This is a genomic window from Providencia sp. PROV156 (genome assembly GCF_028480905.1).
Lineage (GTDB): Bacteria > Pseudomonadota > Gammaproteobacteria > Enterobacterales > Enterobacteriaceae > Providencia > Providencia hangzhouensis.
Map to the genome: position 1 here is coordinate 144,498 of NZ_JAMPPE010000005.1, position 19,403 is coordinate 163,900.

The 19,403-nt window shown below is 43.0% G+C and carries 17 protein-coding genes; 6 read left to right on the forward strand and 11 right to left on the reverse strand.

Annotation, left to right across the window (positions count from 1 at the left end; genetic code table 11):
- The first annotated feature begins 19 nt into the window (after positions 1-19).
- Both PSF31_RS05265 and PSF31_RS05270 read left to right on the forward strand, forming a co-directional pair.
- Entirely contained in the window at positions 20-790 is a 771-nt protein-coding gene (locus PSF31_RS05265) for a FadR/GntR family transcriptional regulator (protein ID WP_096864466.1), read from the forward strand.
- A gap of 4 nt (positions 791-794) precedes the next feature.
- A complete protein-coding gene (locus PSF31_RS05270) occupies positions 795-1,850 on the forward strand; it encodes an osmoprotectant NAGGN system M42 family peptidase (RefSeq protein WP_096864467.1) in 1,056 nt (351 codons plus the stop codon).
- 75 nt (positions 1,851-1,925) lie between these two features.
- On the opposite strand, the gene dsdA is transcribed toward PSF31_RS05270, so the two are convergent.
- Both dsdA and dsdX read right to left on the reverse strand, forming a co-directional pair.
- Positions 1,926-3,260, reverse strand: coding sequence for a D-serine ammonia-lyase (gene dsdA, locus PSF31_RS05275; RefSeq protein ID WP_096864468.1), 1,335 nt, complete (start codon positions 3,258-3,260; stop codon positions 1,926-1,928).
- A 12-nt stretch (positions 3,261-3,272) separates the two neighbouring features.
- The gene (gene dsdX, locus PSF31_RS05280; RefSeq protein WP_094961591.1) at positions 3,273-4,610 is read right to left on the reverse strand and encodes a D-serine transporter DsdX; all 1,338 of its coding nucleotides are present in this window, start codon (positions 4,608-4,610) and stop codon (positions 3,273-3,275) included.
- Between the two features lie 217 nt (positions 4,611-4,827).
- Between dsdX and dsdC the strand changes: the two genes are divergently transcribed.
- The 3 genes from dsdC (at position 4,828) to PSF31_RS05295 (ending at position 7,475) form a co-directional block, all read left to right on the forward strand.
- Positions 4,828-5,772: a DNA-binding transcriptional regulator DsdC gene (gene dsdC / locus PSF31_RS05285; protein WP_096864469.1), complete on the forward strand. Its 945-nt coding sequence runs from the start codon at positions 4,828-4,830 to the stop codon at positions 5,770-5,772.
- A 70-nt stretch (positions 5,773-5,842) separates the two neighbouring features.
- Complete coding sequence (locus PSF31_RS05290; protein WP_096864470.1) at positions 5,843-6,883, forward strand: LacI family DNA-binding transcriptional regulator; 1,041 nt, start codon at positions 5,843-5,845, stop codon at positions 6,881-6,883.
- 124 nt (positions 6,884-7,007) lie between these two features.
- Positions 7,008-7,475 (forward strand): hypothetical protein, encoded by a 468-nt coding sequence (locus PSF31_RS05295; RefSeq protein ID WP_096864471.1) that lies wholly within the window; start codon positions 7,008-7,010, stop codon positions 7,473-7,475.
- A 43-nt stretch (positions 7,476-7,518) separates the two neighbouring features.
- Here PSF31_RS05295 and PSF31_RS05300 read toward each other — a convergent pair whose 3' ends face one another.
- From PSF31_RS05300 to PSF31_RS05315, 4 genes are read right to left on the reverse strand one after another with little or no spacing between them, the layout of a single operon-like run.
- The gene (locus PSF31_RS05300; protein WP_096864472.1) at positions 7,519-8,493 is read right to left on the reverse strand and encodes an NAD(P)-dependent oxidoreductase; all 975 of its coding nucleotides are present in this window, start codon (positions 8,491-8,493) and stop codon (positions 7,519-7,521) included.
- Positions 8,494-8,503: 10 nt separating this feature from the next.
- Complete coding sequence (locus PSF31_RS05305; RefSeq protein WP_096864473.1) at positions 8,504-9,784, reverse strand: MFS transporter; 1,281 nt, start codon at positions 9,782-9,784, stop codon at positions 8,504-8,506.
- A 13-nt stretch (positions 9,785-9,797) separates the two neighbouring features.
- Positions 9,798-10,778 (reverse strand): sugar kinase, encoded by a 981-nt coding sequence (locus PSF31_RS05310; protein WP_094961587.1) that lies wholly within the window; start codon positions 10,776-10,778, stop codon positions 9,798-9,800.
- 21 nt (positions 10,779-10,799) lie between these two features.
- Positions 10,800-11,549, reverse strand: a complete 750-nt coding sequence (locus PSF31_RS05315; protein WP_004259217.1) for a sugar phosphate isomerase/epimerase family protein — start codon at positions 11,547-11,549, stop codon at positions 10,800-10,802.
- 483 nt (positions 11,550-12,032) lie between these two features.
- On the opposite strand from PSF31_RS05315, the gene PSF31_RS05320 reads away from it, so the two are divergent.
- Positions 12,033-13,379 carry a phosphoethanolamine transferase gene (locus tag PSF31_RS05320; RefSeq protein WP_161595390.1) on the forward strand — a complete coding sequence of 449 codons (1,347 nt, stop codon included), beginning with the start codon at positions 12,033-12,035 and terminating at the stop codon, positions 13,377-13,379.
- Between the two features lie 60 nt (positions 13,380-13,439).
- On the opposite strand, the gene PSF31_RS05325 is transcribed toward PSF31_RS05320, so the two are convergent.
- From PSF31_RS05325 to PSF31_RS05345, 5 genes are read right to left on the reverse strand one after another with little or no spacing between them, the layout of a single operon-like run.
- Positions 13,440-14,912, reverse strand: coding sequence for an FGGY-family carbohydrate kinase (locus PSF31_RS05325; RefSeq protein WP_096864475.1), 1,473 nt, complete (start codon positions 14,910-14,912; stop codon positions 13,440-13,442).
- Between the two features lie 11 nt (positions 14,913-14,923).
- Positions 14,924-15,787 carry an L-ribulose-5-phosphate 3-epimerase gene (locus PSF31_RS05330; protein WP_096864476.1) on the reverse strand — a complete coding sequence of 288 codons (864 nt, stop codon included), beginning with the start codon at positions 15,785-15,787 and terminating at the stop codon, positions 14,924-14,926.
- 18 nt (positions 15,788-15,805) lie between these two features.
- Positions 15,806-16,840: an ABC transporter permease gene (locus PSF31_RS05335; RefSeq protein ID WP_004259206.1), complete on the reverse strand. Its 1,035-nt coding sequence runs from the start codon at positions 16,838-16,840 to the stop codon at positions 15,806-15,808.
- Between the two features lie 13 nt (positions 16,841-16,853).
- A complete protein-coding gene (locus PSF31_RS05340; RefSeq protein WP_096864477.1) occupies positions 16,854-17,843 on the reverse strand; it encodes an ABC transporter permease in 990 nt (329 codons plus the stop codon).
- Positions 17,836-19,353 carry a sugar ABC transporter ATP-binding protein gene (locus PSF31_RS05345; protein WP_096864478.1) on the reverse strand — a complete coding sequence of 506 codons (1,518 nt, stop codon included), beginning with the start codon at positions 19,351-19,353 and terminating at the stop codon, positions 17,836-17,838. Before PSF31_RS05345 ends, PSF31_RS05340 begins: the two co-directional genes overlap by 8 nt.
- Between the last annotated feature and the right edge of the window lie 50 nt (positions 19,354-19,403).

Sequence of the window (19,403 nt, forward strand, 5' to 3'; positions counted from 1 at the left end):
AACCAGTTGAGAAGCTAATATGAGCACCAATAAGCCAATGACGATAGAGTCAGTGCGTATTAAACGTACTGATGAAATCGTCAATGCGATAAAAGAAACCATTATGGCCAATAACCTCATACCCGGTGACCGTTTGCCACAAGAAAAAGAGCTAATTGAACATTATAACGCTAGCAAAAGCACTGTGAGAGAAGCATTAAAGTCATTGGAAGTTCAAGGGTTAATTAAAACAAAAACTGGGCCTGGTGGTGGCGCGTTTATTGATTCAATGACTGAAGCGCGAGCGATGAGTTTGTTATCGAACTATTTATTTACGCGGGATATATCAATCAAGGATATTTATACGTTACGTAAATTATTAGAACCGGTGGTAGCAGTCAGTGCCATTGATAATATCGATAACGCAGGAATTCAAAAGCTGTACGATACCATCGCCGTTTATGACCATGAGCCCGTAGATGAAAATGAACGCTGGCAGCAACGAATGGCAGAACTGGATTTTCATGCGGTGGTCGCCAGCTATTCCGATAACGTTTTATTAGTGTTTATCTGCCATTTTTTACAACGCTTACTCAAAGACTTAGCCGTTTGTCAGGACATTTATTTAAAACCTGAGCCTGTCGACAGGCGCCAAGGCATCGAATACCAATATCAATTAATCGAGGCTTTACGCCGTAAAGATGCCGCTAAAGTTCAATCGGTAATGGAAGCACATATGGCTTATGCAGAACAAGCCATGTTAGCTCTACAAGCCACATTACAAGAACGTTTCTTAAGTGAAGATAGGTAATATAATGATAGATAAAGTATATCTGACCTCTGTATTAAAAACATTATTATGCACACCTAGCCCTGTAGGGATGACTGAACAAGCCGTTGCGCAAACTCACCAATGGTTGTCGGAGTTGGGGTTTACACCAAAATACACACGCCGCGGGGTGCTCTATATCACACTCGGTTCTGAAGAACCTAAACGTGCATTAGCCGCACACCTTGATACATTAGGGGCGATGGTGACACAACTCAAACCGAATGGGCGTTTGGCACTGCGTAATACAGGCACATGGGCAGCCCGTTTTGCGGAAGGTGCAAGGGTGACAGTATTTAGTGATGATCACCAATATCGTGGGACGATTTTGCCGTTAAAAGCCTCAGGGCACCGTTTTAATACTGAGGTAGATACCCAAGTAGCCGATTGGGATAATTTAGAAATTCGCCTTGATGCCCCCTGTTATAACTTTGCTGATTTGCAATCCCATGGCTTAAACGTCGGTGATATTGTTGCGGTGGATGCTCAGCCCGAATTCATTGATAACGGTTTTATTGTATCGCGTCATTTGGATGATAAAGCCGGATGTGCAGTGATGTTAGCCGCATTAAAATCACTGGTGGATGACGGTATTGTGCCAGCGGTATCTTGCCAAATGATGTTCACGATTTCAGAAGAGGTCGGTATCGGAGGCACCCACGGTTTTGGTCCGCAAGTTCAAGAGTTATTGGCGATTGATAACTCCGTTTCTGCGCCAGACCAAACCACAAGGGATGACGCCCTCACCTTAGCTTTTCGCGACAGAACTGGCCCGTTTGATTTAGCAATTACGCGGCATTTATTACAATTATGCCAGCAGTATGATATTCCTCACGTCCGCGATACGTTTAAACATTATCGTTCGGATAGTGCTGCAGCAATTGATGCAGGATGGGATATTCGTGCGGCTTTAGCATGTTTCGCACTAGATAGCTCCCACGGCTGGGAAAGGACTCATTTGGACTCATTAGTCGCGCTCGCGACGTTAGTAAGACGCTATATTGAAAGTGATTTAGTGCCATTACCGGGGCAATCATTATAAAGCGAATAATGTGCGGTTGATGGTAAAAAGCCCTCATATCATTTAACGTGAGGAGGGCTTTGAACATGTTAATTGTTAACTTAGATTGGCTTGTGATAAATATTTTTGCATCTCATCTGCGGGTACCATACCGCCACCTGTTGCCCATACCAGATGTGTTGCGTTGGCCAGTTGCTTAGGCGTGAGTGATTTGGATTGCAAATAATCTGTGCTTTGCGTGACATGCACACAGCCAGTCATACCCGCCAAGGCCGAAGGCTCTAATTTAATAGATTCTGTCTGGTTGAGTAAGCCTAACAGGTTATACATTTCGCTATCATCGATAGTGTAATAACCATCAATCAACCGCTCCATCGCGCGCCCCACAAAACCGGATGCGCGGCCAACGGCAAGGCCATCAGCGGCAGTGATATTATCGATACCAATCTCTTGAACTGACACGCCATCATGTAACCCGGTATGTACTCCTAACAACATGCAAGGTGAATGGGTTGGTTCTGCAAATAAGCAATGGGCGGCATCCCCAAAGGCGAGTTTTAACCCGAAAGCAACGCCACCGGGGCCACCACCAACACCACAAGGTAAATAGACAAATAGCGGGTGGTCGTTATCCACTGTAATCCCTTGCTCTACAAATTGTTTTTTTAGGCGAAGGCCTGCGACGGCATAGCCAAGAAATAGGGTTGTGGAGTTTTCATCATCAATAAAAAAGCAGTTTGGGTCTTTTTCTGCTTCTTTACGGCCTTGTTCAACGGCGATGCTGTAATCTTGCTCATATTCCACAACATTCACACCATGTGAACGCAATTTGTCTTTTTTCCATTGTCTGGCATCTGCGGACATATGCACGCTGACGCTAAAGCCAAGTTTAGCGCTCATAATACCGATGGACATGCCAAGGTTACCGGTTGAGCCCACCGCGATGCGGTATTGGCTAAAGAATTGACGAAATTGTTCTGAGAATAAAATTTCGTAATTATCATCTGTTGATAATAAACCAGCTTCTAAAGCCAATTTTTCTGCATGGGTTAAAACCTCATAGATGCCACCGCGGGCTTTGATTGACCCTGAAATTGGCAGGTGGCTATCTTTTTTCAGTAACATTTTCCCTGTTATTGGCGTTTGATACCGTTTTTCCAGCGCGGCCTGCATGTTGGGAATATCGATAACTTCAGATTCAATAATCCCTTGTGTCGCTTGAGTTTCTGGAAACGCTTTCATCAAATAAGGCGCAAAGCGGGTTAAGCGCGCTTCTGCATCTTGAACATCTTCAATGATAAGCCCGACATAAGGCAAACCCGCTTGGGTCGTCGTGACCTTTGGGTTGAACCACGCAATTTGCTTTAAATCGATTAAGTCCTGAACTAAAGGGTAGTCAGCAATTAACTTATCAACATTTATCTGAGTCATAATTACTCTCTTTTAAATCACAAATGAAAGTGCAAAAGTCCCGGCCAGCGCGACGAAAGACGCAATCAACGTGGCGACACTATAAAAACGGAATGTTTCGGCTAAAGTCGCATTACAGTACTGTTTGACTAACCAGAACAATGAATCAGTGACGATAGTGCAGCCAATTGCGCCTGAGCCAATGGCTAATGTCATAATTTCTGGGCTAATGTGTGGGTACATTGGCATTAGCGGAGCAACAATCGCCGTTGCGCCCATCATCGCAACGGTGGCAGAACCGACAGCGGCATGAAGAATAATGGCGACTAGCCAAGCCAGTAAAATTGGGTGCATATCAATACCAGATAACACCATCGCTAAGGAATCGCTCAGTCCACTGCCTTTTAAGATACCGTTAAATGCCCCGCCTGCGCCGATAATCAATAAAATATTAGCGATTGAGCTAAAACTCTCTTCGGTTTTGCTGAGTAATACGCTCATACCCATGTTACGTCTTATCCCTAACATGTAATAAGCGACAAAAGCAGCAATAAACATAGCGGTTATTGGGTTACCAATAAACTGTAAGAGGGTAAATAACTGGCTATCTTTGCTCATGTTCAAGTCAGCGGCAGTCTTGATTAACATGAGGGCAATTGGCAATAACACCGTGAACAGTGTCGCACCTAAAGAAGGTAAGTCTTTTTCTTCACGTACCTCAAGATCTGAGAACGCTTCTGGCACAGTTTTAAACGGTAAGCGGTCACCTAAGAATTTGAGGAACAGTGGCCCGCCGACTAATGATGCGACTAGGCCTACGGCTAACCCTGCAACAATCACCGTACCAATATCAGCACCTAATTCATTTGTGACAAATAGAGCGGCAGGGTGTGGCGGTACGATGCAATGGACAGCCATCAGCGCAGTACACAATGGGATCGCTAACTTTAATAATGAAGTATTGGTTCTTTTGGCAATGGAAAATGCGAGTGGGATCAGTAACACCACACCGACCTCAACAAACAGGGTGATACCGCAGATTAACCCAATGAGTACCATGGTGACATCGGGAGTTAACCAACGGCTTTTTTGTAATGTCACCCCAATTCGCTCTGCTGCCCCGGAGATTTCCATCATTTTTCCAAGAATAGTTCCTAGCCCGATAATGGCAGCTAAGAAACCAAGTGTACCCCCAATGCCATTTTCGATAGCGTTGACCATCTCCAATGGATTCATTTGCATGGAGATACCGACAAAGAAGCTGGCGAGTAAAAGTGCTAAAAAGGGATGAAACTTAAATTTAATAATTGAAACGATGATTAGTAAAATACTGATAACTAAAGTACCAATCATCCACATTGTAGAGTCCATATCCTACCTCTGATCATCTTGTTATTGTTTTTCTATTGGATAATAAATATTCAGTGGTGACAAACGATGAAACACGAGCTTTAGATGAATCAAATTAACCCAAAGGTGTGATATTAGTCATATAAAACGGAGAATAGCGTCTTTGGGTCATATAAATTCATCTTAAAAAGGGTATTGTAGAAATCACTGAGTATCGTTGTTTTTATTGGAGGCGTTGATGTCAGAAAATTTCAATCAATTTGAGCAATCTGGATTTATTCAATGGAATAAACGGCTATCAAGTTATCAGCTATCGCGCCTACATACCTTTGAAGCAGCAGCACGGCATAGCTCTTTTGCATTAGCGGCAGAGGAGCTGGCATTAACACCCAGTGCAGTTAGCCACCGAATTAATACGTTAGAAGGGGAGTTAGGTTTTAAATTATTTGAGCGTTTTCATCGGCGTATTGAGCTGACGATTGATGGTGAGCGAATTTATTGGGCACTACGCAAAAATTTGGATGATATTAACCAAGAAATTATTGATATCAAGAACCAAGAAATCTCGGGTGAACTTACGGTGTATTCACGGCCATCCATCGCCCAGTGCTGGTTAATTCCCAAAATTGCGGATTTTGCTAACCAATATCCCTCTATTCAGTTAAATCTATTAACGGGCAACGATGACGTTAACTTTCGTGGCTATGGCATTGATATTGCTATTTATTATGATGATATTACTCGGCCCAATTTATATTGTGAAGATTTAATGTCAGAGTCAATTGTTCCGGTCTGTAGTCCACAATATGCTAAACAACATGATTTGCTTAATAATATTCATCAATTGAAAAATTGTACTTTGCTACATGATAGACAAGCTTGGAGCAGTAACTCTGATTATGATGAATGGAAGGCGTGGAGTGAACATTACCAATTAACCTTGTTTCCTCATCGCCGAAACCTATGCTTTGATCGCTCTGATTTAGCGATTGTTGCCGCAATGAACCATGCTGGTGTGGCGATGGGACGTAAACAATTGGTTGAAAAACGCTTAAAGCGCCAAGAACTGGTAATGCCATTTGGTGATATTTCGCTGAAGTGTCAACAGCGCCACTATTTTGCGATGCTAAATGATAAACGAAACCCAAAGGCGGATATTTTTATTCAATGGTTAAAACAGTAAGTTAACGCAATACCACAAGTAAAATGATGCTTATTCGAGTAAGATAACCTCTTGGTGATATTTCTAGAGAATGGAAAAACCTGAAGCTATGGCCCCGAAAACGCAAAAAGTTGCCACGATCAAAGATGTCGCTGCCAAAGCTCAGGCAGGGAAAACCAGTATCTCACGTTATTTGAATGGTGAATTTCATTTGCTTTCTGATAATTTACGTCAACGCATTGAAAGCGCCATTCGTGAATTAAACTATCGCCCAAACCAAATGGCGCGTAGCTTGAAACATGGGCGGACAGGCTTGATTGGTTTGATTATTGCCGATATCGGTAACCCATTCTCTGTTGAAGTATTAAAAGGGGTAGAAGCCGAGTCAATCAAACAAGGTTTCATGACCGTGGTTTGCAATGCAGATAACAGCATTGAGCGTGAATGTCAATTTATTCAATTGCTAAAAGGTTACCGCGTTGATGGGCTTATCATAAATTCAGCGGGTGTTAACGAACAATTCATTGAAGTGCTGAAAGAAACCACCCTACCTTTCGTCTTGTTAGATAGAAAAATCGACAATTTTCCCAGTGACATGGTGGGGCTAGATAACCCCGCTTCTGCACAAATGGCCTTTAATCATCTGATTGAACAAGGGTTTGAAGCGATTTGCTTCGTGACTGAGCCCATTGTGTATAACAGCGCACGCCAAGAGCGCTTACAGACCTTTCAAGCGTTATCGCAGAGCCATCAACATATCCAAAGCGAATTTCATGAAGTGACCTTGCCTGACCCTACAAAATTGGAGGCCATTGTTGCCGATTTTTGTACTGCACATCGTGGTATGCGCAAAGTGATTGTTGCCGCTAATGGAGTGCTCACTTTGCAGTTGGCATATGTCATGAATAAACAAGGGTTACGTTGGGGAACGGATATTGGCTTTTTGAGTTTCGATAACCTCGAATGGGCGGCATTGGCTGGGCAAGGGGTAACCTCAGTGTCTCAACCGACAGCGGAAATGGGGCATAAAGCGGTGGAGTGCTTATTGGAAAAACTTGAAAACCCAGATAAACCCCCGATGCAATACTTATTTAATGGGGAATTGCTGATCCGAAAATCGACGACATTGTAGTCTTTGGGGCTAAGTTATTCGGTTCTTAAAATTTCGTTACTATTTCTCAATTTGGCTTAAGGTTTGTTGCATGTATACTGATATGCAGATTATGTTATAACCATTTTGAGGGCATAGGGAACATATGAGAAAGATAGGGATATTATTGCTAGCTAGCATTGTTCTAGCGGGGTGTAGCACCAGAAGCGGTATCAAAGAATATACCTGCCAAGTTGACCAAAGCTATAATCACATCACATTAGAGCGAAATGGCAAATTTATCTTTCCAACGGGTGCAAGTAAGGTACAAGTCTTTTTCAATAATAATCAGGTTAATATCGTTGATTTTGTTGGCTATGAGTATATGAGTTATCCGTTAGTGAAAAGTACGGAACAGCGACGCGTTGAGAAAATAAAAGATTTTAACATCGTGATAAATAAAGGTGATTATTATTCTGATGTCAATGGCATGTTGGAGATTTACTCACCCAGTCAAAAAACCGTCGGATTATATTATTTAGCACCATCAACCAGTAAACTGAATTCTATCCAATTTTTGACCGAGTGTGAGCGAAGCAATGTTGCTCGCCCGGGACACGCTCATGCGCATTGATGGTTAAAGAGCCAAAGAGCCCTAATAAATTAGGGCATTCCAGCTATTTTGCTATTTCAGGGTTAACACAGTTTTGGCTTAGGTCACCCTTTAAAGCCGCTATTAGGTTATCAACGGCACATTCGACCATAGCATAACGGGTTTCATGGGTGGCAGAACCGATGTGCGGCAGAGCAACCACATTTGGCAGCGTGAGTAGCTTAGAGTTGCTTGGAAGGGGTTCAACTTCAAACACATCTAAACCCGCCCCGCGAATTGTGCCACTTTCTAATGCATCGATCAGGGCGGCTTCATCGACGATACGGCCTCTTGAACCGTTGATCAAAAATGCACTGGGTTTCATTTTTGCCAACTCATTTTTACCGATCAACTTTTCGGTTGACGCTGATAATGGCAGCACGACACAGACAAAATCCGATTCTGCCAGCAACGTATCGAGGTCACAACGACGTGCCTTAAGTTGGGTTTCTGCATCGGGGTGGATATGGTTATTGTAATAGAGAACTGGCATCCCGAAGCCTAAATAAGCGCGTTTGGCAACGGCATAGCCAATGCGGCCCATGCCTAAAATACCGATAGTTTTCCCATTCACATTACTGCCATATGCATCTTCACCAATACTTTGAGTCCATTGGCCATTTTTGACCATCTCAGCCATTTCGATAATGCGGCGTGCACTGCAAAGCACTAACGTAAAAATGGTATCGGCGGTGGTTTCGGTTAATACATTAGGTGTATGCATTAATGCAATCTTTCTAGCATTCATTGCATCAATATCAAATTGATCGACACCAACGGAAATGGTCGATGCCGCTTTCAAATTCGGAGCATTGGCAATGTCATCTGCCGTGATAGGATAGCTGGCCCCGATAATGCCGTCAGCGCGGGATAACGCTTGTTTAAAGCTAGCGAGATTTTCAGGTGTAACGCTATCAAATACAGTAACATTAAAGTGTTGCTGTAGCCGTTCAAGTTGATCCGTAGGAATGGATTTATATAAAATAATATTCTGTTTCATAGTATCCCTTTTAAGCATGCTTCGTGATGACAACATCATTGTTTTGTTCTTGGCTTGGTTTGACTATCAAGGTAAAGAAAACCGAGGCTAATAATGCGAGTCCCATAAACATATACGAAGCACTTGGGCTACCTGTTGCTCCATTTAAATAGCCAACAAACCATGAACCAAAGAATGAACCTAATGCGCCCATACTATTGATTAATGCCATTGCACCACCTGCAACGTTCTTTGGCAACATTTCAGGAATGATAGCGAAGAAGGGCCCATATGGGGCGTACATTGCTGCACCCGCAATCACTAATAAGGTATAAGAGAACCAAAAATTCGTGCTACCGAGTAAGTACGAACCGAGGAAGCAAATCGCACCGAGTAAAAGCATTGGCCAAACGAATAGTTTGCGGTTATGCATACGGTCAGATGCCCATGATACGAGGATCATCGCTAAGGTTGCCGCAAGGTAAGGAACGGCAGAAAGCCAGCCTGTTTCTACCATCCCAAGGTTAGATGCTCCACGAATAATAGATGGCAGCCACAGTACGAAGCCATACACACCGATGCTCCAGCAAAAATACTGGGCGCACAGTAAAATCACGTTACGTGATTTAAAAGCTTCACGGTAGTTACGGACAGGTTTGATGTTTTTCTGTTCGTCACTGAGAATTTTATCTAATGTCTCTTTTTCAGTCTGGCTTAGCCAATTCACTTGGCTTGGTTTATCACGTGCTGTTCTCCACCAGAAAAAAGCCCACAAAATCGCTGGAACCCCTTCAATGATAAACATTTCACGCCAACCGAACGCTTGAATGAGATAACCGGATAGCACGGACATCCACAACACCGTGACTGGGTTACCTAAAATTAAAAAGGTATTGGCGCGTGAGCGTTCTGATTGAGTGAACCAGTTACTGATATAGATGAGCATCGCTGGCATCACGGCGGCTTCAACGACACCCAAACTAAAGCGAATAATCACTAGCATTGGGATATTACTGACCATTCCCGTTAAGCTGGCAAACATTCCCCAGAGAAAAATACAGGCAAAAATCAGTTTGCGGACACTGCGCTTTTCCGCGTAGATAGCGCCTGGTATTTGGAAAAAGAAATAGCCAAGGAAAAATAATGAGCCGAGTAGTGACGACATCCCTTTGGTAATGCCTAAGTCAGCGTTGATACCTGCAGCGGCGGCAAAGCTATAGTTTGCTCTATCCAAATAAGCAAGGCTATAGGTGATAAACACGATTGGCATGATGCGCCACCAACGTGACGCTGCTGGAGTATTCATTGTCATAATCGATTTCCTTTTAACATGCAGCTTTAGTGGTGGTGGCGGAGAGTAATGCCATTTCATGCTGCAATTGCGCTTGAGTTGGTAAGCCTTCACTATCACCTATAACTTGAATGGCTCTAGCTCCAACAAAATTACCTCTTGCAACAGCTTGCGGTAGTGTTAAGCCTTCAAGTAAGGCGCTAATGACGCCAACGGCAAAACCATCGCCGGCACCGACGGTATCAATGACTTGTTTAATATGCACGGCAGGAACCATACCTTGTTGGTTACCCGCAGTTTTATAATATGCGCCGTGTTCTCCGGTTTTAATCACAACGGCTTCAACACCTTGAGCGAGGTAAAAGTCAGCAATAGACTCGGGTTGGTCGAAGCCCGTCAGAATTTTGCCTTCTTTTAAGCCTGGTAAGACCCAATTAGCTTGGAACGCGAGTTGGTTGAGCTGTTCTACCATCGCTGTTTCACTCTTCCATAGAGAAGGGCGCAAGTTGGGGTCAAATGATAGTGTTTTTCCTGCATTTCGCATCCATTTCGCGGCATGCAGTGACAGTTGGTAGCTGGTGGGTGAAAGTGCTGCTGCCACGCCACTTAAATGTAAATGGCGTGCGGATAGAAAATAATCTTCATTAAAGTCTGTTAAATCTAAGTGACTTGCCGCAGAACCTTGACGAAAATACTCTACGATGGGATCGGTTCCATTTTCGGCTTTAGATTTGAGTTGAAAGCCAGTTGGGTAACGAGAATCTACCGTAACACATTGAGTATCTATATATTCATTATCCAATGTGGCTTGGATAAAACGCCCAAAAGAGTCATTACCTAAGCGGCTAATCCATCCCGTTTTTAACCCAAGGCGTGAAAGGCCAACAGCAACGTTGAGTTCAGCCCCTGCGGCACGGCGAACAAAGTTTTCGACCTCATGTAATTTCCCTGTTTGTGTGGCGACGAACATCATCATGGCCTCACCAAGAGTTACGACATCTAATTGGTTTTTCATAAAATTAATTCTCCCTCTAACCTAGAAAGTCTTTAACAGAGAAACATAGTATTCAGTGACTGCACGTAAATCATCGCCTTCGAGTGGAAACTCGATACCACAAGGAACGTCATTCGGTAGGGCGGTTAGCACTTCTTTCCAAGTGCCATCACTGTCATCAAGTGCTACAGCAACACGTTTGTTGTCACGCAATTGGCAGGCTTTAACGTGAATGTAAGCGACTTGGGGAGCAAAAATATGTGCGGCTTTTAACGGATCTTCCCGATGCCAATGCCAGTTCGCCATATCAAACGCCATTTTTATGGGCATATTCTGGGTTTTGACATCAGCAAAAAAGCGTTCAAGAGGCGCAATATGACCACCGGCTTCTGTTTGGTCGTTCTCAATCACTAATTGGGTGGTGTATTGATTGATGACACCAATAACTTCGGATAAGTCATAGCACTCAGGTAGCTCACCAAGTGATAGTTTTAAAAAGCGTGCATTGAGTTGTTTGGCATCTTCGAAATAGCCTTGTAATTTGGTGATTGCGATAGGAGCTCGTTGTTGAAATAGGGTATCAGGAATAGAATAGACAGCTTTTAGTTGCCTTGTTTGTAGCTTATCAGCAATATCCGTCAGGCTATCATTCGGCAGCAAAAGCTCTTGGCGGATCTCCACGCCATCTGCATGGCTGTTTTGAATCATTTCGAATAAGGCTTGTTGGCCGCCTAATTGTTTTACGGTTTGCGCCCCATAGGCCGCAGTGACAACAATAATGTGTTTGCTCATGACTTTCCTCTGTCTGATTAAAGGGCATTTTGCCCATTTGTCATTGCGAATAATGCATTATGGAACCGGTTCCATAATGCTTTCTAGTGAGGAAAGAGCAAAATTAGAGCTGTATCACTAATCAAATGGCGATTAATGTTTAATTGCAGATCTTTATCACAACTCTAGATGTAATGGGTGTAACGCTTATTATTCATTCTGATAAATGAATTTATGGTATATAACTAGTTGATTACTAATTTTTTATCTTTCTTGATATACAGCTAACATGAAAATATGCCTAGTAAATGCGTGATTCTTCATAATTAATTATTGTTAGCTGTATCTCAATTTCGTCTTCTTCGTCTTTTAATGAAATAATATTTCAATATATTAATTAAGGTGTGAAATTTTAGTGCAATGCTACATTATTTCACAAACTCTACCCTGGCTACACCACAGCAACTCATAAATATAATAAGTTACGAAGATGAGGTTCTGAGTATGAAAGTAATGAAATTAACCGCACTTTATAGTGCGCTTCTGTTAGCTAGCGTTTCATGGGCTCAAGCAAATACCAATGAAAGTGCCGGCGTCTATAAAAAAGCCTGTACACCTGAGTTAATTCAAGCAGCAAAAAGCAATGCAGATATTTGCTATGGCGTGAATACGGCTAGTGATATTCAAATTACTAAAAAAAACGATGATAAATATAAGATAAAAGTTGTCATTATTGGTGAAAGTACCAATAAGAATTATATGAATACTTATGGCTACCCATTAGAAAATACACCGTTTCTTTCATCGGTAAATGGGCGTTTTTTCAATAATTTTATTAGTGCGGCATCCAATACGGTACCGACCTTAACGCGAGCTTTAGCGAAAAATGATTTAAAGACGATCACTCAGCACCATGAAAAGCCGTATTACAATAATAATTCAGTTGTTGATTTAGCCAACAAAGCGGGTTATGAAACTTATTATATCGGTAATAATGGCAGTTTTGGTGATGATGAAATTGGCTTTACAAATTATTTTCTAAAGGCGAATTATTTTTTACCGGTTAGAGACAGCAAGCCTGGTTTTGAAAACCTTTTCGTGCAAGAAAAGTTTGTCGTTGATGACAGTGTGAATAAACTCACCAATGATTTTAAAATGTTACCTGCCTTTAAAGCTGCGTTAAATAACCCGTCAGAGAAAGAAAAAGTCATTTTTGTTCATATGTGGGGGCCTCACCATGATGGTTGGCCGAAAGGAGCTTGCGAACTCGTTAAAAATAATTACAACATTAACCCTGAGCAATTTGATACTGGCTGGGGAAGTATAGCGAACTGTTATGTTTCAGCGATTAAACTGAGTGATGATTTTATTGGCGATATTTATAGTATCTTGCAAGAAAATAATAAAAATGGGGATTACCCGTTCTCCATTTTATATTTTTCTGACCATGGGCAAGGGCTAGTCAAAGCCAATAAGCAGCACGTAAAAGCTCTGGAAGCAGAGTATAAAGGGTATATCAAAGACGGAAATTTATACTTACGCCATGGTCAACTCGTGAAAGGGGCATATCAAGTCCCATTAGTGGTCATCAATTCGGATGATACTAAACGTGAATTTCGCGATGAAATGTTAAGTGAGTGGAATTTATTTGATTACTTCGCGTCGTGGTTAGGAGTAGAAACTAACCTAACCTCCCCAGCGAAAAGTATCGTGGCGGAGACTATCACACCTGAAAAAGATATCGATGTCTTTGTTTTCCCACGGGACGAGTTTGTGAAGTACGATAGCTTGCCGCAGGATACCGTATTATCACCAGCCACAGTTAATACCAAAGTTGTCGCTGACAATTAATATGTCAAAAAATAAGGCAGAACCGAGCTATCAGTTCTGCCTTTATTTTTATTCAACAAGTTATTGACTCAATGCATCTGCAACTGCTTTAAAGCGGGCAAATTTATCACGTAACTGTTGATACCCAACGGCGTTTGGTTGGTAAGTCGTGATTTTGGGTGTGCTTGCCGCAATAGCGACATCAAAACCTGAATAGTAACCTGTTCCGACTGCGGCACAAAGTGCAGCGGCTTGGCAACCTGATTGCTGTACATTGACGACATCTAACGGCAAGTTACTGGCATCACAGAACATTTGCATCCACAGTGGTGACTGTGTTGGGCCACCCGTGAAACGAATAGATTCTGTTGTATTATCAAGGCCAACAATACGGTCTTGATGTAGCAAATGTGAAAACACAATTCCTTGATAGATAGCATAAACAATATCAGCATCCGTATGGTGTGAGCTCAAACCGAGTAGACCACCATGCAAATTACTGTGGTAGTTAGAACCGTACAGCCAAGGAAAAAACAGAATATCATTTGGCCGTGTTGCCCCTTCAGCCACACAGTGATTCAGTACGTTATAATCTTGCAAACGTTGATTGAAGAAGTGACGAGTGAACCACGCGAGGTTACTGGCGGAAGTCGGGCTGCCTTCGTGGACAAAATAGGTACCTGGAATACAGTATTTACTCCATACGTATGGGTAATCTGAAGGCACAATTTCATCGAAGACACGGGTTGAAATGGTCCAAGTTCCGGCTACGGCGCTGAGTTTATCTTTTTGGCTCACCCCTGACGCCAACGCTGCACCCACGACATCAAAGAAGCCACCAAATACAGGGGTTCCTTCTACAAGTCCAGACTCAGCAGCGGCTTTGTGGGTTACCGTTCCTGCAAGTTGAGCCGAATTAATCACCGGTGCTAGTTTGTCATTTGCCTCATCAATACCAAATAGTTGGCATAATTTAGGGTCATAACTCGACAGGGTTTGGTTAAATAATTGGCTGCCAGAAATATTGGTTTCTTCGCAGGCAATTTGGTCGGTTAGACGGTAGCGAATGTAATCGTGGACCATCAAAACATGTTGAGTATCGCGATAATTATCGGGCTCGTGTTGTTTTAACCAACGTAGCAGCGCCACAGGATGAGAAGCCCATAATTGCTGCAAACTCAATGGATAAGCTTTATCCGCGGTGCCGTCTTGGTGCCATTCATCAACAATAGATTGAGCTCGTGAATCAGATGACACAATCCCATTCCTAACCGGTTTTCCTTGGCTATTGAGTAAATACAGCCCTTTGCCGTGAGAAGAAAAGCTGACACCGGAAATTTGGGCGGCGTTGAGCTGGCTATTTTGAATCGCTTGGCGAATCACGCTGCAAGCCGCTTCCCACAGCATTTCCATATTGCGTTCACTAAAACCTGCTTGTGGACTCTCAGTGGGAAAAGAATGTTCAGCAACGGTAATTTCTTGGCCTTCTGCGGTGTAGATACCCGCTTTAATGACGGTACCACCAAGGTCAACACCCATAAAAAATGCATTCATTATCGGCTCCTTTAGGCGTTGTGCCAGCCTGCTTGTTGCATTTTGTCTTCCATCCAATGACGAGCTTTGATAATTTCAATCAGTGGCTCATCGGCTTTTTCTGTCCACATTTCAATCAGGAAGGAGCCACGGTAATTTAAACGTTTTAATAATTTGAATAAATTAACAAAATCCACGCAGCCTTCACCGAAAGGCACATCACGGAATTGGCCTTTACAGGTTTCAGTCACCGCATACGTATCTTTTAAGTGAATTGCTGCGACGTGTTCAATTCCTTGGGTGAATTCTTTTTCGACATCATTGCCCCATGCCGTTAAGTTGCCGACATCAGGATACACCTTGAACCAAGGCGAGCGAATTTTATCGGAAAGCGTTTGCCATTTGCTAATGGAATTCATAAATGGCGTATCCATGATTTCTACCGCACACATCACTTGAGAAGCGGCCGCAATTTCACTGACCCATTGCATGCCTTTTTCGAAATTGGCAATCGTTTCGGCATCTTGCTCTTCATAGTAAACGTCATAACCCGCGAGCTGAATAGTGCGAATGCCTAAGTCTTGAGCGAGCTTAATGGCTTTTTCCATTAAGGTATAGGCCATCATGCGAGTGCCTTCATCATGGCTACCGAAAGGAAAACGGCGATGGCCCGATAAACACATACTTGGAATGCGAATACCTGTTTCTTGAATGGCTCTAACCACTTCCAGACGTTCAGCGGTGCTCCAGTCTAACCGAGCTAGACGTTCGTCAGTTTCATCTACTGACATCTCCACAAAATCATAACCTGCAGATTTTGCGATAACTAATTTTTCTAACCAACTGCTGTTTTTCGGTAATGCTTTTTCATAAATACCAATTGGATGCTTGCGCATGGTTTTCCCCTTGAAAAATTAACTTTGTGTCGATGCTTTATTAAGGCGTTGGTTGCGGTTCATCGCACGTTTAGCACTCCATTTTTCTTTGAAGAACTTGAATGCTAGTGCCAAGATGAGCGTGATCCCCCAAACTGCGAGGTTAAAGTGCAGGCTTACACCAAGCAGGCTTAAACCTGTCGCAATGACCTGTAAAACCAATAAGGCACAGAACACTCGGCTAACCTTACCAACCCCCCCAAATGGGTTAGTTCCACCTAATACGATGGCAAGAATGGTGAGCAGTAAATAGGAGTCCCCGTAGCCCATACGTGCAGAGTTAAAGCGAGCCATCATGATGAGCCCAGCTAATACACATAACAGGCTAGAAATGGTGTATATCGCAATCATGACACGGTCGGTACGAATACCGCTGAACCACGTTGCATTGATGTTACTGCCACTCATATAGATATTTTTACCTAAACGCGTACAGCCTAGAAACAGCGCTAAGAGAATTGCGGTAACAATGAAAATAATCATCGCAATTGGTACCCCAAGCACCGTATCGGAACCAATGGCACGAACAATGGGCGGCATGCCACTCAGCGCTGCTCCTTTGGTGAGGTAAACGCCAATACCGCTAATAATCGTCATAGTACCGAGAGTGACTAGAATAGGGTGTGCCCCGATATGGGAAATCATCAGCCCTGTTAAGCTACCGATAATGACCGCAATTACAGTTGCGCCGATCAATGCGAAGACCAGCCACATCAGCTGTGTGCCCGTCCCTGCATCCACTGGCAGGTAATTGATAAACACCCAAGCCATAAACAGGCCAGTTAAGTTAGCGGTACTAATAATGGCGAGGTTTAAGCCGCCACTTAACATAGGTACAAACATGGCAAAGGTGAGTAAGCCCAATTCAGGTAACTGAAAAGTGATACTCAAAAAGGTATTTTGAGTAAAAAAGTGCCCTGGCATGGCAATACTAAACGCGGCGATAGCCAGAACAAAGATTGAAAGCAGTCCGATAACAGAGCCATCAATTTTAAAAAAAGCATTTTTTTTCATGGTGATATTCCTGTTAAACAAAACCTACGTCCGTCTCTTTACGTTTTTTATAGTGGGTAATACAAATCGCAATGAGAATAACCAGCCCGATGACGATATTGACGAAGTAGTTTGAAACACCAATCAGGTTAAGGCCGTTTTTCAAGATACCAATCAGGAAAACCCCCATTAATGTACCTATCACCGAGCCTCTGCCACCGGATAAACTGGCTCCACCCAATACAGCAGCGGCAAGCACATCCAGCTCCCCTCCCACAAGGGCACTCGGTACCACTTCACTCATTCGGTAGGTTTGCAACATGCCGCCAATCGCTGCCATCGCGCCAAGGTAGCCGTAAGCAAACAGATAAATCACGCAAACACGAATACCAATACGAGATGCAGATTCTTGGCTGCCGCCAACAGCATATAACTGACGGCCGATGTGGGTTTTATTCATTAAAATCCACGTTAAGAAGGCAATGCCTAGCATTACAATTAACGGCAAGCCAACTTGGTAATATTCGCCATCCACTTCAAAAGGCAGGATAGTCACAGGGTCAACCCACCAATCAGGCAAGTCATAAATGCTGTGACCGTTGGTTAACCACATCAGCATTCCAAACAGCAGTGATTGCATACTGATGGTGATGATAATTGACACAACATTCAGCGAGTAAATCAAAATGGCGTTGATTAAGCCAAAAGCGATACCGATGATAATCGCCAATGTGATACTAACGGCAGGGCTTGCAATAAAACCTTGCAATAACCAAGTCGCAATCACGTATTGCACTACGGAAGCCACAGCGGCAAACGAAATATCAATACCCCCAGTGACAAGAACCACAAATAAGCCCAAGGCGAAAATACCCGTCACCGCATAGCTTTCACTGAGGTCGAGTAAATTTTGAATAGTCAGAAATTGTGGGCTCATCAATGTGAAGAACACCACCATGATAAGAATGACCCAAGTCAGCCAGCCTTCGACAGATTGTGGTCGTAATTTTTGCCAATTAGCCATTGATGATTTCCTCCAATTGTTGCTCATTGATGGAATCTGTCACAATTTCTTTGACGATAGCGCCTTGTTTCATATGTAAAATTCTGTCGCAATTGTAATAAGCTTCGGAGGCTTCATCGGTAATTAATAAAATGGAGATACCAACACCTGATAAACGGTGAATCAGCTTGTAAATACTGTCTTTTGCACCGATATCAACACCAACGGTTGGTGAATCTAAAATCAGCACTTTAGGTCGCGTTAAAATCCATTTGGCGAGTACTACTTTTTGTTGGTTACCGCCTGAAAGTGTTGAAAGGGCATTATTGGGGTCGGTGACTTTAATATCTAAGTCGGCTATCCACTCTTGTACGATTTCTTGGCACTGTTTTTCATCGATTAAATGCCAAGGTGTTTTGAGTCGATCAAGAATCGAAATCACCATATTGTCTGCGATGGATTGCTGTAAAATGGCACCTAAAGTCAGGCGGTCTTCAGAGACATAACCAATGCCACGCTTAATGGCGTCGGTGTTGTTTTTTAACTTAACAGGCTTGTCTTCGATAAATAATTCGCCGCTATCTGGATGGGTAATGCCAAATAACGATAATGCTAATTCGGTACGGCCTGAGCCTAACAAACCACATAAACCTAACACTTCACCGCGTTTTAAATTTAAGTTGATATCACGATATTGCCCAGCTCGACTGAGTTTTTTTAGCTCAAGTACTGTGCGTCGGTCTTCCGCGTTATTTGGTGGCTTGCGTTCATGGACAATGTCTAAGCCAGTCATTAACTCAGTAATTTTGCGGGTAGTTAAGCCTTCAGCAGGCCAAGTCCCAATTTTTTGGCCATCGCGGATCACCGTGATGCGGTCAGAAATCTCTTTCACTTCTTCTAGTCGGTGACTTACGAAAACAACAGTAATACCCTTATCTTTTAGGTAATTAACCGTTGAGAGTAGTTGGTTGACTTCTGTACGGGTCAATGAAGCTGTTGGTTCATCCATAATGACCAGACGTGCATCGGCAACTAGGGCGCGGCAGATGGCAACTTGTTGGCGTTGAGCAATGGGTAAAAATTGCACAGGTGTGTCGGGGTCAATGGTGAAAGCCAGTTCATTGAGGATTTCTAGCGCTTTTTCGCGCAGTTGTTTTTTGCGAAACCAGCCAAAATAGCCTTTGAGGTTCAGCTCAAAGGCGATATTTTCGGCAACGGTTAAATTTGGAAATAACGACAAATCTTGGTAGATAACTTGTACGCCTAATTCACGCGCTTTATCTGGTGTCAACCGGTGATAACTTTTTCCATCAATTTCAATTTTGCTACCGTCATCAGGGGCATAGACACCACTGATGGTTTTAATTAATGTGCTTTTCCCACACCCATTGGTGCCCGCTAAACAGTGCACTTCACCTTTGTTGAGCGTCAAATCGATATTGCGTAATGCACGGTGACCACCGAAGCTTTTGGAAAGGTCGCGCAAGGTAATGAGTGGATCGGATTTGTCAGCTTTTGAGGTGCTTGTCATAAGTACAATTCCTACTGCAAATAAATTGGTGTTGGCTTGTTCGTGATGAG